The organism is Desulfoluna sp. HI9BLuna (assembly GCF_056829775.1).
Map to the genome: position 1 here is coordinate 130,332 of NZ_CP186555.1, position 13,290 is coordinate 143,621.

14 protein-coding genes and 1 pseudogene are annotated in these 13,290 nt (G+C 61.4%); all 15 read right to left on the reverse strand.

Annotated elements, in window-relative coordinates:
• Window positions 1-44: 44 nt before the first annotated feature.
• Window positions 45-1,562 (reverse strand): ethanolamine ammonia-lyase reactivating factor EutA, encoded by a 1,518-nt coding sequence (locus ACOYW0_RS00315; RefSeq protein WP_482416624.1) that lies wholly within the window; start codon window positions 1,560-1,562, stop codon window positions 45-47.
• A 248-nt stretch (window positions 1,563-1,810) separates the two neighbouring features.
• Window positions 1,811-2,689, reverse strand: a complete 879-nt coding sequence (gene eutC / locus ACOYW0_RS00320; RefSeq protein ID WP_482416625.1) for an ethanolamine ammonia-lyase subunit EutC — start codon at window positions 2,687-2,689, stop codon at window positions 1,811-1,813.
• Between the two features lie 14 nt (window positions 2,690-2,703).
• Window positions 2,704-4,065: an ethanolamine ammonia-lyase subunit EutB gene (locus tag ACOYW0_RS00325; protein ID WP_482416626.1), complete on the reverse strand. Its 1,362-nt coding sequence runs from the start codon at window positions 4,063-4,065 to the stop codon at window positions 2,704-2,706.
• Window positions 4,066-4,257: 192 nt separating this feature from the next.
• Window positions 4,258-5,517, reverse strand: a complete 1,260-nt coding sequence (locus tag ACOYW0_RS00330; RefSeq protein WP_482416627.1) for an HAD family hydrolase — start codon at window positions 5,515-5,517, stop codon at window positions 4,258-4,260.
• 235 nt (window positions 5,518-5,752) lie between these two features.
• Window positions 5,753-6,304 carry a BMC domain-containing protein gene (locus ACOYW0_RS00335; protein ID WP_482416628.1) on the reverse strand — a complete coding sequence of 184 codons (552 nt, stop codon included), beginning with the start codon at window positions 6,302-6,304 and terminating at the stop codon, window positions 5,753-5,755.
• 92 nt (window positions 6,305-6,396) lie between these two features.
• A complete protein-coding gene (locus ACOYW0_RS00340) occupies window positions 6,397-7,728 on the reverse strand; it encodes a 4Fe-4S dicluster domain-containing protein (RefSeq protein ID WP_180141140.1) in 1,332 nt (443 codons plus the stop codon).
• Between the two features lie 17 nt (window positions 7,729-7,745).
• A pseudogene (locus tag ACOYW0_RS00345) lies at window positions 7,746-8,854 on the reverse strand (1-propanol dehydrogenase PduQ).
• 15 nt (window positions 8,855-8,869) lie between these two features.
• The gene (locus ACOYW0_RS00350; protein ID WP_218951026.1) at window positions 8,870-9,409 is read right to left on the reverse strand and encodes a cupin domain-containing protein; all 540 of its coding nucleotides are present in this window, start codon (window positions 9,407-9,409) and stop codon (window positions 8,870-8,872) included.
• Between the two features lie 192 nt (window positions 9,410-9,601).
• A complete protein-coding gene (gene eutM, locus ACOYW0_RS00355; RefSeq protein WP_152004558.1) occupies window positions 9,602-9,880 on the reverse strand; it encodes an ethanolamine utilization microcompartment protein EutM in 279 nt (92 codons plus the stop codon).
• Between the two features lie 108 nt (window positions 9,881-9,988).
• A complete protein-coding gene (locus tag ACOYW0_RS00360; RefSeq protein WP_482416629.1) occupies window positions 9,989-10,267 on the reverse strand; it encodes a hypothetical protein in 279 nt (92 codons plus the stop codon).
• Between the two features lie 39 nt (window positions 10,268-10,306).
• Entirely contained in the window at window positions 10,307-10,852 is a 546-nt protein-coding gene (locus ACOYW0_RS00365; RefSeq protein ID WP_180141134.1) for a BMC domain-containing protein, read from the reverse strand.
• 3 nt (window positions 10,853-10,855) lie between these two features.
• Window positions 10,856-11,131, reverse strand: a complete 276-nt coding sequence (locus ACOYW0_RS00370; RefSeq protein WP_180141132.1) for a EutN/CcmL family microcompartment protein — start codon at window positions 11,129-11,131, stop codon at window positions 10,856-10,858.
• 54 nt (window positions 11,132-11,185) lie between these two features.
• A complete protein-coding gene (locus tag ACOYW0_RS00375; RefSeq protein ID WP_180141130.1) occupies window positions 11,186-11,776 on the reverse strand; it encodes a hypothetical protein in 591 nt (196 codons plus the stop codon).
• Entirely contained in the window at window positions 11,766-12,617 is an 852-nt protein-coding gene (eutJ, locus tag ACOYW0_RS00380) for an ethanolamine utilization protein EutJ (RefSeq protein WP_180141128.1), read from the reverse strand. The genes ACOYW0_RS00375 and eutJ overlap by 11 nt, the downstream gene beginning before the upstream one ends.
• A gap of 2 nt (window positions 12,618-12,619) precedes the next feature.
• Window positions 12,620-13,282 (reverse strand): phosphate propanoyltransferase, encoded by a 663-nt coding sequence (locus ACOYW0_RS00385; protein WP_482416630.1) that lies wholly within the window; start codon window positions 13,280-13,282, stop codon window positions 12,620-12,622.
• Window positions 13,283-13,290 lie beyond the last annotated feature (8 nt).

Below are 13,290 nucleotides of genomic sequence, written 5' to 3' on the forward strand. Positions count from 1 at the left end.
CACTACCAACGGTTGTTATAGATAGACCCCATGAAATACCGGAGTTATGCCTGACGCGTTTCAAACACCAGGGTCTTGATCACCACGGGCACCACCGTCCCCCCGGCAAGGGGGCGGCCGATGTCGATGTAGTCCCCTTCCGCCACCTCCAGCTGATCCACGCAGATCACACGGGCGGACGGGTTCAGGGCCCGAAGGCTCTGGCCAAGCACCTTGGCGCTGTCCTGCTCCAGCACAACAATAACGGGCAGTCCGGCCCGCACTGTCCGTGCCAGGCCACCCAGGATCCCCTTTGCAAGCAACTGCACCGTCGGATAATTGAGGTAAGTTTGCCCCCGGATCCCCACGGCGATCTGTTCCGGGGCCTCTTCTTCTTCGTACTGATTTGCGCTTTGGAAGACCGCCTCGGCGATGTCGTCGGCCTGCTCCGGGATCCCTTCGGCAAAGGGAACCACCACCGGGATGTTCGTCAGCGGCAGCAAGGTGTCGTCTGCCGAAATGGTGCTGCCGCTCACATCCACGGTGCGGGATCCGGCACCAATAACCGTGGCCCGGATCGTCTCGGCAGGCCGGATGAGCTCTACCCCTGCGGCGTCGAACACCCGACGCACCTGCTGCCCCAGCATGGGGCCGATGTCCCCGTAGCGGGCAATCTCGGAGAGGGTGTCGCACGGCGATGAGGTGTAGGCGGAGTCGGCCACGCCCCCTGAGATCATGACGCAATCCACCGTGTAGTCGAGCCGGAGGGGAGCGGTCATGAGAAGGTCTGCCTCCAGCCCCCGGGGCTCGGGGTCCCGGAGGACCGATGCCACCACCTCGGCCATGCGGCGGCAGATGATGTCGATGACAACGGGCTCAGCGGCATCGCCGGGCTTAGCCCTTACCCCCAGATCGTCCAGAACCCGCTGCATGGGCTCCGCCACATGGAGGATCCGTCCCTCTGCGGCGTCCACCTGCATCAACCGACCACCCACATTGATGCAGCAGCTGTCGATGGCTTTACCGTTTCGGTAGATGCCGATGTTGGCCGTGCCGCCGCCGATGTCAATGTTGGCAACGGTCTTGAAACGGTTTCGGGAGTAATCCGAGGCCCCGGACCCTCGCCCGGCAATGATCGACTCCAGGTTTCCCCCGGCCGTGGCCACCACGAAGTCTCCGGCATACCCGGCCAGCTCGCCGGAGATCCGGCGAGCGTTCTCCTTTTTGGCGGTCTCTCCGGTGATGATCACCGCGCCGGTGTCAATGGACGAAGGCGACACCCCGGCACGGGAAAACTCACCCTCCACCAGGCGAAACACCTCCTCTGTGTCCACCAGGTTCCCGTGGGTGATGGGGGTAAAATGGATGGCGCTGCGGTAAACCACCTCTTTATCGGTGATCTCCATGCGCGGCACCAGGGTCCCCGGCGCCGTGTTCTTCACCGTCAGGCGGCTGATGACGCACTGGGTGGTGGTGGTGCCGATGTCGATGCCGACGCTGGTCACCACCTCGGCGGCATCGGACACCTCCGCGCCGCCAAGATGGGCTGCATACAAAGACGCTATTTTGGGGCTGTCGGGCATAAAATGAACGCCTCCCTCCCATGGAATCGGGTTTGTTAAAAAAAGCCTCCGGCGGCCCTGACGGGGGCCAACCGTTTAAAACGTTTGACAAACAGGCCTTATGCAAGGATTTCCAGGCTTCGTTTTGATCACCCTTCAGGGCAATCAACCGAAGCGTGGGTGCATGAAGACCGTTTTTTGCGGAGCTTTTTTTCAAAAAAGCAACCCGCCGGAGGCAACGCTCCGGGTTTCCCAAAAACACCCGTAACCTACAGGCCCTTGCCTTTCATGGCTTCGGAAAGGGCCACGCCGCTGGCTTTGTGGGAAAGCATCTGCTTGACCACGGTGGCCATGTGAGCCCCGGCCTCTGCCGGGGGCGTGCCCCCTTTGTGGATATTGGAAACAATGGTGCGGTCGGCTTCCACGGTCTCTTTCCCGGCCTTGTACACCATGTAAGAGCTCATGGACTCGGCGGTGATAAGACCCGGGCGCTCTCCGATGAGCTCCACCACCACATCGCAGCCCAGCAGGGCACCCACGTCGTCCATGACGCCCACCCGTCCGTACTTCACAAAAAAGGGCGTCCCCACGGAGAGGCCCTCGGCTTTCAGGCCCTGGACCATGGCCGGAAGGGTATCGGCGATGTTGGCCTCGATGGCCGTGGAGCTTAAGCCGTCCACCACGATAATCTGCACGTTGCAGCCCTTCTCGCATGTGTCGAGGATGGTCTTTTTCGCCTCCTCGCTGAGCCTCTTGCCCAGCTCAGGCTTCATGAGGAACTCATCCTTGTCCCTGACCACGGTCTGGACCCCGAAAAGGCGATTCTCGGCCAGGCAATCCTCTGAAACATCCATAAACACGGCATCCACGGCAGCGGCATGATCGGCCTGAAAATGGAGAAGGGAATGGGTCTTCTGGCGTGCTCCGCACCGTCCCATGAGGATGCGGGCGGGGGTGGTCTTTCGCATGGCCTCAAGGGCCGCCATGTTGTGGGGATTGTCCACCGTCACCTCGTCCAGGGGAGGCAGGGTCACGGGCGATTCGGCTCGGGCCGCATCGGTGCCGGCGGCAGGCCCCTCGGCTGACGCCAGGGCCCCCTCTTCCACCAGCTTTTTGATGATACCTTCAATCAGTGCTTTCTCGTTCATGGTGCCTGCTCTCCTTATTTATCGAAAATGGACGGGTCACCGGCCGCCTCGGTGAGGCAACCCTCTTCCATGATGCCCCGGCTTTCCAGCCAGGTTTCAAACTCCGGCGCGGGCCTGAGGCCCAAAATCTCCCGGGCGGACGCATCGTCGTGGAAGCTGGTGTCCTGATAGTTGAGCATGCAGTCGTCTCCTCCGGAGACCCCCATGAAAAAGTTGGCCCCGGCCATGGCGCAAAGCATGGTGCCGATCTCCTGATCGTCCTGGTCGGCTTTCATGTGGTTGGTGTAGCAGGGGGCGATGCCCATGGGCAGGCCGTGCATCTTGCCCATGAAAAGATCTTCCAGGTCGGCCCGGATCACCTCTTTGCCCGTGTAGATGGTCTCAGGGCCGATGAAGCCGGAGACGTTGTTGAGCATGAAGGGGGCGTAACGCCTGGCCAATCCGTAAGTACGGGCCTCCAGGGTCATCTCGTCCACGCCGTGGTGGCAGTCCAGGGAGATCTCCGAGCCCTGGCCGGTCTCGAAGTACATGACGTTGGGGCCGGTGGAGGAGCCCCTGTGCAGGGCCAGGTCCCGGGCCTCGTCCAGCATGGAGACGGAGATACCGAAGGCGTCGTTGGCGCTCTGGGACCCAGCGATGCTCTGGAACAGGAGATCCACGGGCACGCCTTTCTCCATGGCCTGCATCTGGGTGGTCACGTGGGCCAGGACAACACACTGGGTGGGCACCTCGTAGAGGTCCCTGAAATCGGTGATGGCCCGCATGACCCGGGAAAAGCCTTCCACGTTGTCTTCCACGGGGTTCACGCCGAAGCAGGCGTCGCCGCATCCGAAGGAGAGGCCCTCCTTCAGGGAGGCGAGGATCCCTTCAATGGCGTCTGTGGGGTGGTTGGGCTGGCAGCGGAACGACAGGGTGCCGGGAAGGCCGATGGTGGTGTGGCAGTGGGCGGAGACCTTGATCTTCTTGCTGGCGTAGACAAGGTCCATGGTGGACATGAGCTTGGCCGCGGCGGCGATCATCTCGCTGGTGAGGCCCCGGCTGATGTGGAGCAGATCCCCCTGGCGGCGGGTCTTGAGAATGGTCTCCCGGAGCTCGGCCACGCTCCAGTTCTTGATCTTTTCGTAGATGGTGGTGTTCAGGCCGTCGTAGATGGTCCGGGTCACCTCGTCGTCATCGTAGGGGATCACCGGGTTTTCATAGATGTCTTTAAGCTGCAGGTTGGCCAGGCAGAGCTTGGCGGCCACGCGCTCGGTGGCGGACTCTGCCGATATGCCGGCCAGGGCGTCGCCGGACTTCTCGTTGTTTGCTTTTGCCAGAACATCTCGGACCGATGAGAAGGTAAAGACCTTCTCACCGATCTGGCTTCGTAAATTCACACGCACTCCTCCATTAAGTGACTGATTGGCAGGCCCGTCCCCGTTGACGCGCCCTTCACCGGGTCCCCGAATGCAGGGTCCCTTATGTGATGCCGAAGGCCCGGCCTGTGACAGCGGACCTTCGGATTGTATCCAACACCCATGGCCCGGGAGGCACCCCGGGCCATGTTTATCTCTTTTTTTCAGCGCACTTTAGAATGCCTTCAGTGCGCCGTTCTCTTCGAGGAAGCCTGCCACCTTCGCCGTCTTTTCAATGGCGGAGGGTTTGGGTGCCAGGCGCGCGTCCAGATCCGCGCGGGTGGAGACAAACCCGGGGGATTTTTTGTAGAGGACAGGCTGGATCATCCAGTTGCCGGGAAGGGAGTCTCCCATCTGCTCAACGAGCCCCTTCTGGTACCCCATTTTTTCAAGACGGGTGATCCAGAGGCGGTTCTCTGCGCGGTCCAGCATGGGCAGGTCGTTGGAGCTGTCCCCGCCGATGAGGTAGGGGCGTTCTTTGGTGACATACTTGATGATGTTGGCCACCTTGCCGAAGTACCCGGTGATGGGGTAGACCACCTGGGTGGTGAGCTCGTAGTTGGAAAGCTCGTCACGGTCCAGGGCAGCGTATTTCGGGTTGTTCTTCACAAGGAGACGGTCCTTGTAGAGCTTGCCGTCACGCTTGTCCTTCAGAAGCACGTTGACGCCGATGACATGGTCCGGGGCAATGGCCACCCCTTTACCGAACTTGGCTTCAAGAAGCTTGTTGAGGTTGGCGGCCACCATCCAGCGCACGGTCCAGACGTTGGACGCAGAGCAGACGTAAACCTCGTACCCGTTTTTCAGGAGGTTGCCGTAGAGGTCCACCATCTCGGGATAGAAGAAGGGCATGCGGTAGCCGTTGATCTTGGTCTCTTTGAGGTCGGCAGCTCCGGAATCCTGCTTGGCGACATTATTGCCGAAGGCTTTTTCGCTGTAAGGGAGGATCTGGTCGGGGGTCATGCCGGCCAGGATCTGGACCACCCAGGCGTAGCTGTTGGAATAGGGAGTCTTTTCGCCTTTCTGGTGCTTGGTGGCGGAGAGAAAATCTTCGTAGAACTCGGGAAGGTTTTTCACGGTCTCAAGGGAGACCTTCTTGTCCCCAAGGACAAAGGAGGGGGTGATGTCCCGGGAGATCCCGTCCAAGGTCAGCTGACCGGCCTCCACCATGGCGGCAAAGGTGGCCTCGCCGATGTCCCGGCAGATGGTGGTGTTGTCAAAATCGAAAACAGCTTTCTTTCCCTGGAAGGCCCCTTCGGCGATGAGGGTTTCCAGTTTTGCCTTGACCGCCGGATTCCAGTGACCTTCATCCAGCTTGACCACGGGCTTTGCAGGGGCAGTCTTCACATCGGCCTTGACGCCGCAACCGGTGAGCAGTGATCCGCACACGAACAGTGTCCCCACCATCCATGCCATGTGTTTCTTGAACATCATACGTCGAACTCCTTTACGATTGAATATAACAGCAGGCATGCACCCGTCGGATACGGCCGCATGCACATCAGAATCAGCGTTCGTTTTTTCAAAGAGTCTTGGTATTGCCGTGAACCTGAGCCCCGATACCACTGCAGGCATCGGGGCTCAGGTTCACGGGGGGAGGCGTATGAGTCCCCCCGTGAGGCGGACCGGTTCAGGGAAGAGACCGGTCCGCGCATATCTGGGCCGGGCCTTACATCAGCTGGGCTTTCAAATCGTCGCTGGGTGAAGGAATGACCACGTGGTTGTAGACGGGACCGGAGTTTCCCACGCCTTCCACACCGGCAGCCACAGAGGCCTTCACTGAGCCCACGTCACCGGTCATGGTGACAAAGGACTTGCCGGCAAGGCCAGCGGCGAAGCGGATCTCGATGAGATCCACCTGGCCGGATTTGGCTGCGGCGTCGGCGGCCAGGATACAGGCGGCCACGGTGTAGGTCTCGATGACCCCCAGGGCGTTGATGCGGGGCACGATGGTGGCACCGGACAGGGCGGGAAGCACTGTGGGATGGACGCTGGGGATGACGAACCAGTCGATGACCAGGTCCCCTCCCATCTCACGGCCCGCAGCCACGGAGCTCTTGACGGAGCCGGTGTCCCCGGCCACCATCACCAGGTACCGTCCGGGACAGGTGGGGCGTGCCATCACCAGGTCCACGGTGGCGGCCTTGCTCATTTCGTCTGCGGTCTCAATGCCCAGGGCGATGCTGTTCAGCTCGACAACACCGATTGTTCTGTAGTTCATACATTTACCTCATTGTTCTTCACGACGCCGAGCGCTCGGGCGTGACGTGTCGTTTTTTTGCTGCGGATCTATGGCGGTGCACACGGTGCACCCTACCCTCTGGAAATCCTCACCACACCGCCCTCGACGGAGGTGACCACGCCGTCGATGCTGGCGTGGATGCGTGCCCCAAGGGCCCCTTCCGGGATCTCGCCGATGAGGTCGCCTTTGGCCACGCGGTCACCCTCTTTAACCAGGCACTGCGCCGGGGCGCCGATGTGCTGGGCAAGGGGAATGGCCACGCGCTCAGGCACGAAACGCTCTTCGGGCATGCCGGGATGGGTGTCGTACTTCAGCACGTCCAGGCGCTGCATCAGCCGCTTGGTGGGCACGTAGCGCACGTCGCGCATGGGGTTGTTCACGGGCTCCTCTCCGGTGGCGGGCCAGCGGATCCCCTCTTTCATCAGCTCTTTTTTGATGAGCATGTTCACCTCCCGGGGGGAGATGCCCATGGGGCAGGCAAACTTCTCGCAGATGCCGCACTCACAGCAGAGGAGCGCTTCCATGCGGGCCTGGGGGTCCTGAACCAGGGCCGACAGGGAGCGCATGAGCTTGTGGGGATGGATGGAGTGGCCCAGAAGGTTTCGGGGGCAGAGCTCGGTGCAGTGGGTACACTGGCAGCAGACTGTCCCGGTGATGCGCTTGATGGCCGCGGGATCCATGACCTTGCCCTTGACCACGTTGTGCTCGGGGTCCAGGACGATGAGGCCGCTGGTCACCTTGGTGACGGGCTGATCCGTGTCGGGCAGGACGCGGCCCATCATGGGCCCGCCGTCCACCACGCGGTAGTCGGAAATTTTGGAACCGCCCGCAAACTCCAGGAGGTCGGAGACGATGGTGCCCACGGGCACCTTTACCACCATGTCGCGGCCCACCTCACCGGTGACGGTAACGTAGCGCTCGGTAAGGGGAATATCCTTCATGGCGTTGGCGATGTTGTACAGGGACTCGGTGTTGCTCACCACCACGCCCACCTGAAGGGGAATCCCCGCTTCGGGCACGGTGCGGCCGGTGACCTCACGGACCAGGACCTGCTCGTCGCCTGCCGGATAGAAATCCTTCAGCTCAAAGGCTTCCAGGCGTCCGGTGGTGTCCTTGGCCACAGCGTCCTTGATGGTCTGAAGGGCCTTGGCGTGCTTGCCCTTGATGCAGATGACCCCGCGGGAGGCGCCTGTGGCGTCCAGCACCGCGTTCAATCCCTCGATCATGATATCGAGCTCATGCTCCATGATGTAGGGATCGCTCATCAGAAGGGGCTCGCAGGAGGCGCCGTTCACAAGGACCGTGTCCACCGTCGCGTTGATCTTCACATGCGTCGGGAACCCGGCGCCACCAGCGCCTACCACGCCGGCGTTCTTTACCTTCTCTACAATCTGATCTCTCATATGACATTCCATTTTTGTTAGTACGCTTTGCGCAGCAACTGCCGGATGTCCCTCAGGGAGGGGCGCCTCGGGTTGGTGGGCGTGCAGGCATCCTCCATGGCATGGCGGGCCATGGTTTCAAGGGAGGTCTGGAACTCGTTCTCGTCGATGCCCAGGTCCCGGATGCGGTTGGGGATGCCCATCTGGCTGTTGAGCCAGCGCACCGCCTCAATGAGGCTCTCGTTGCCCTGCTCCACGGTCTCGCAGGGGAGTTCGAGTTTCTTGGCGATGGTGCGGTAGCGGTCCCGGACGTCAAAGCTGTTGAAGCGGATGACGTATGGGAGCAGCACGGCGTTGGCCTTGCCGTGGGGGATGTGGAACAGTCCCCTAAGGTATGGGCGATGCTGTGGGCCACGCCCAGGCCGCTGTTGTTAAAGGCCATGCCCGCCATGCACGAGGCCAGGAGCATGTTCTGCCGCGCCTCCATGTCGTCCCCGTTGCGGTAGCAGCGCAGCAGGTAACGGAACACGTACTTGATGGCGTGCACCGCGTACAGATCGGTGAAGGCGTTGGCCGGGGTGGAGACAAAGGCCTCCACGGCGTGGGTGAGCACGTCCATGCCCGTGGTGGCTGTGACCGACGGGGGTACCGACCGGGTGAACCGGGCGTCCAGCACGGCCATGTCCGGGACCAGCAGAGGATCCATGAGGGGGATCTTCATCTGCTGCTCGGTGTCGGTGACCACGGTGACCGCCGTTACCTCGGAGCCGGTGCCGCTGGTGGTGGGAATCACCACCAGCTGGGGCTTGCCCTTGGCCGGGTCCGCCTTATAGGCGAAGTACATGATGGCCTTGGCCGCGTCGATGGAGGAGCCGCCCCCTAAGGCGATGATCATGTCCGCGCCGTCGGCCAGGAGTTTGACCGTGCCCTCACGCACGGTCTCCAGGGAGGGATCGGGCTCCACCTTGTCGTACACGCAGCTGGTGATGTTGGCGCGCTCCAGGCCACTGATGATGCGGTCGGCAAAGCCGATCTTCACCATGAAGGCGTCGGTGACGATAAAGGCGTGCCTGCCCTCAAGTTTCTCAAGGGCGTTGATGGCGTTCTCGCCGTAGCAGATCTGGGTGCGTCCGTTAAATTGAGTCAAGGCTGCGCCCTCCGGTTACTGAGATTCCCAGTCGGCGGGATAGGTGACGTACATGAATCGTGCGGACTCGGGAACGCTGAAGGCGATGGAGGTGTTTTTGGGGATGAAGATGATGTCCCCTTTGTTGCCCACTACCTTGCGGCCGTCGATGACGATCTCCAGGGTACCGTCGATGATGTAGTCCACCTCGTCATACTTGAGGGTCCAGTCAAAGGAGGTGGTCTCCATCTCCATAATGCCGCAGCCGAGGCGGGGGCTCTCGTCCAGGGTCACGATGTCGGTGAGAAAGACTTTGTCTCCGGCCTTGCCCGTGTCAAAGGGCTCGGGCTTGACGGTATCGGTCTTCACGCAGAGGACGCCGCTCTTCTCGTCCACGACTTTGGTAAAGGCCGGGGACTTGGCGCCGCCCAGCTGCTCGGAAACCACTTTTCTAATCAGCTCTTCAAGGACTTTTTCATTGATACCCATGTGAAACTCCTTTTCCGGTGCGATGGTTCGGGGTGATGACAACGGCCGGTGACCTTCCATGCGCTCATGGCCAAGGTCACGGGTCATGCCGCCTCCCGCCGCGTCGGTTCATACAAAGCGGACATCCGTCCACTTTCGGTTGGCATGCATTCAAGATGGCAGTACATGGCGTCTCTGCCATCGCGTGACTGGGGAAAGGGACAACCGGCAGGTCCTCCCCTTGCCCGGGCACGCGAGGGCTGCCGGCGGCACCCCGAAAGGGGCCGCCGGCACACATCCCTATGCTTCGCGCTTCTGGGGGAGGATCAGCTCCACCTCAGAGTGGGGACGGGGAATCACGTGAACACTCACGAGCTCGCCCACACGATCAGCAGCTGCGGCACCGGCGTCGGTGGCGGCCTTGACGGCGCCTACGTCCCCGCGGACCATGGCAGTAACAAGGCCGGAGCCTACCTGCTCACGACCCACCAGCTCGACGTTGGCTGCTTTGACCATGGCGTCCGCTGCTTCGATGGCTCCCACAAGACCTTTGGTTTCAACCATTCCAAGTGCTTTCATTATTCTCTCCTCTTATGTATAGATTGGGTTGTCTGCCCGAAGGCGTTTCCGCACCCTGTGCACCCACGTGCCCAAGGTGCCCTGTCTCGGGCATCACGCCCTCAACACCTAAGCGTTGTTCTTGATTGCCTCGACCACCTTGCAGCACACCGCCTTGACCTGGGCATCGTCGGTGATGCCGTACTCTTTTTTGAGCAGGTCGGCGACCATGGCTGCAAGCCGGTCTTCTTCACACGTCTCGGGCCTGGGGCCGTAGACGATGGTGACGCCTTTGTTGCGTAAAACATCTTTGGCGCCGGGAGTCAGGATCATGGAGCCGTCCATGTAGACGGTACCGTCCACGATGATCTCCTCCACACCCTTTTCACTCACAAGTCTCTTTGCCATAATTCACCTCGTTATTTGTGCAAGGCCCCCGCAAAATGGCTACGGGCGCCTCACCAACGCATTGACGACCGAGGAGTCGGGCGACGGCATCACCACCGCCTCCACAAGGTCTTTTCCAAGGGTCTCTCTTGCCGCCGCAACCGACTCTTCCACGGAGGCCACATCACCTGTCATCACAAAATACGACTTGCCGTTGATGCCGTTGCCCGTGACGATCCGCGCCAGACAGGCCGTGGACCGCTTGACGGCCTGATCGGCAGCCACCACGCCCGAAGAGGCGGTGCGGCACTCCACCACGCCGATGGCGCCGCAGTGGGTAACGACGGGGCTGTGCTTCAGGGCATCGAGGACCTCCCGGGAGACGCCTCCGATGGTGTAGCTCCCCGCAAGGGAGTAACCGGCTGCTTTGGCTGCTTTCACCGAGGTGTCCACAGCCTGGCGGTCACCGCCCACATGGATCAGGTACCGGCCGGAGCAGATGGTCCCGGCCTTGAGGAGGGTCACCTCGGCAGCCTTGACCATGATGTCGGCAAGGACAGCGCCTGCGGCGATACTCCGGCTTTCTATGAGTCCCAGGGAATCCATGTCCTAAAGTCCTTCCTGGACCTCGACCTCATCGATGATCCCGACGATGGTGGCGTCCACAGGTGCATCGGTAATGGCCCCGGCGTTACGCGCCGAGCTGCCCGTGGCCACGAGAACCCTCTCGCCGATGCCCGCACCGATGAAATCGACGGCCACAAGGGTGTCGAGTTCTTCGTTGGTGCAGGCGTCCAGCCGCCTGACCACCATGAGTTTCATGCCGCTCAGGCCCTCTTCCTTTCTTGTGGCCCACACATTGCCGATCACTTTGCCAATTATCATCCTGGTCGCCTCGTATGCTGATGGAAAGGCCGGGTGGTCATGGCCTCTCCGTTGTTATCCCCGGGAAAGGGTGATGCCGAGTTCTTTGGCGCTCTCCACTGCCAGGGGAGTGACCTGGGCGTCGGCGGGGAGCCTAAGTTCCTTGGCACCCCGCTGCCCTGCCTCGGCCACATCCGCGTCCGTCACCAGGGGTTTCCTGATCCGGACGGTGTCGCGCTTTGTCACATCCATGGCCACAAGGCCGTATCCGGCAAGGGCAGCTTCCTGGCCCTCGAAGAGCCTCATGAGGCCTTCCGGGGCGGTGTCGGCATGGCGTTTGTATTCAAACTCCACCACCTCCACGGTCTGACCGGCCAGAAGGGCGCGGAAGGCCAGCTCCATGAGCGGTCCTTCGGCCCGTCCTGCGGCCATGTCCGCCATGTGGCGGATGGAGAGGTAAGGCACGATGCGCCTGACGGGCTCGTTGGGCCCGGGATCCTCATCCGGGTAGAGAAAGGTGTTCCCCTTGCCCAGACGCTTTTCAGCGGCCTGGCATTTGGGGCAGCTTCTGTCCCCGATGATGAGCACCCTGGAGGCTTCGTCCCCCCCGCCGATCTGCTTGAGAACTTCGACGGTAATGGCTTTCACCAGTGCTTCAACATCCATGGTCTGTCTCCTGTTCGCCCGTGCTCACGGAGCTCAGGGCAATGCCCATGGGGGTCACGAGAAAGGGGTTGGCCGGTTTGTGTACCGGGATCCCGAGTTCTTTTTCGAACACGGTCTCCATGCCGGTGAGGCAGCAGGTGCCGCCCACAAGGTAAACGGATTTTATGTTCCGCCCCTTGATGTGCCCCTTCACGATGGTGGCCATCTTCTGGATCACGGGACGGACCGCGGCAAAGATCTCCTTGTGCCGTCCGTAATCCCGTTTGATCTCCTCGGCCTCTTCGAAGCTCACTTTGTAAGCACCGGAGAGGACCAGGGAGAGATGGGTTCCGCCCGTGGCTTCATCGGCTACGTAGACCACCTTGCCCTTCTCCAGGATGGAGAGGCCGGTGGTTCCGCCGCCGATGTCCACGATGACACCGTCTTCGACCCCCAGGACGGCGTTGGCCGCCGTGGGCTCGTCCAGCAGGTTGGTCACTTCCATCCCCGCGCCTTCCACCACATAGCCGTGGGTCTTGCAATCGGACTCACCGGTACCGGGGGGCACGGCAATGGCCGCCCTCTCCAGTTCCCGTCCGAGGCGTTCCTCCAGCTGGGCTTTCAGGCGTTTCACCACCGTCATGGCGCCGATGTAGTCCACCACCAGGCCGTCTTTGATGACCTGGGCAAACTCCATGGCACAGGCCACGGGCTCTTTTTTGCTGTTCATGACGACCAGCACGATGAAGGCGGTACCTAAGTCCACCCCCACCAGGAGCTCTTCGGTGGGAGACACCTCCCGAGTGGTTTTGAGACACGTTTCAAGATCGGCAATGGTCCGATCAACGGATGAAAAGTCCAAGGTTACGCCTCCTGGGTTACGCCCACGATACGGCCGGTGGCATTTTTGCCCAGGCCGCAGCTGTTGGCTTCATCAAAGTCGATGTGCATGGCCAGGCGAAAATCCTTGTTCACCCGAACGATGACATCCTTGAACACGGCCGGACGGCTTCCGTCCATATGGACATCCACCTTCTGGTTGTCGGACACGCCGAAACGGGCCGCGTCCGCAGGGGACATGTGGATATGACGGGCAGCCACGATCACGCCCTCGTCCAACCCGGCAAGGCCGGTGCCGGAGGTGAGGACAATGCCCGGGGTGCCGGCCACGTCGCCGGACTGGCGAACCGGGGCCTTGATCCCGAGGATACGAGCGTCGGTGAGGGAGAGCTCCACCTGGCTCTTGGAGCGGGCGGGTCCCAGGACGGCCACGTTGTCGATGACACCGCTGGGCCCGATGAGACGAACCCGCTCCTTGCAGAGGTACTGTCCCGGCTGTGAAAGCTCCTTGACATGGGTCAGGGATCCGCCGAACAGCTCTTTGACGTCCTCTTCACACAGATGGACATGGCGACCGGAGAGCTCCACCGGAATGGCGTCCCCGGCTGCGGGGGCCCCCTGGGTACCGGTGCTGCCCACCTGGGCCATGACCTTCTTGATAATATCTTCTACGATTGTCTGTTCCATCTGATCTC

Coding starts and splice junctions, on each gene's coding strand:
- ACOYW0_RS00315 (WP_482416624.1), bottom strand. CDS start 1,562: ATGCCCGACAGCCCCAAAATAGCGTCTTTGTATGCAGCCCATCTTGGC.
- eutC (WP_482416625.1), bottom strand. CDS start 2,689: ATGAACGAGAAAGCACTGATTGAAGGTATCATCAAAAAGCTGGTGGAA.
- ACOYW0_RS00330 (WP_482416627.1), bottom strand. CDS start 5,517: ATGATGTTCAAGAAACACATGGCATGGATGGTGGGGACACTGTTCGTG.
- ACOYW0_RS00335 (WP_482416628.1), bottom strand. CDS start 6,304: ATGAACTACAGAACAATCGGTGTTGTCGAGCTGAACAGCATCGCCCTG.
- ACOYW0_RS00340 (WP_180141140.1), bottom strand. CDS start 7,728: ATGAGAGATCAGATTGTAGAGAAGGTAAAGAACGCCGGCGTGGTAGGC.
- ACOYW0_RS00350 (WP_218951026.1), bottom strand. CDS start 9,409: ATGACCCGTGACCTTGGCCATGAGCGCATGGAAGGTCACCGGCCGTTG.
- eutM (WP_152004558.1), bottom strand. CDS start 9,880: ATGAAAGCACTTGGAATGGTTGAAACCAAAGGTCTTGTGGGAGCCATC.
- ACOYW0_RS00360 (WP_482416629.1), bottom strand. CDS start 10,267: ATGGCAAAGAGACTTGTGAGTGAAAAGGGTGTGGAGGAGATCATCGTG.
- ACOYW0_RS00365 (WP_180141134.1), bottom strand. CDS start 10,852: ATGGATTCCCTGGGACTCATAGAAAGCCGGAGTATCGCCGCAGGCGCT.
- ACOYW0_RS00370 (WP_180141132.1), bottom strand. CDS start 11,131: ATGATAATTGGCAAAGTGATCGGCAATGTGTGGGCCACAAGAAAGGAA.
- ACOYW0_RS00375 (WP_180141130.1), bottom strand. CDS start 11,776: ATGGATGTTGAAGCACTGGTGAAAGCCATTACCGTCGAAGTTCTCAAG.
- ACOYW0_RS00385 (WP_482416630.1), bottom strand. CDS start 13,282: ATGGAACAGACAATCGTAGAAGATATTATCAAGAAGGTCATGGCCCAG.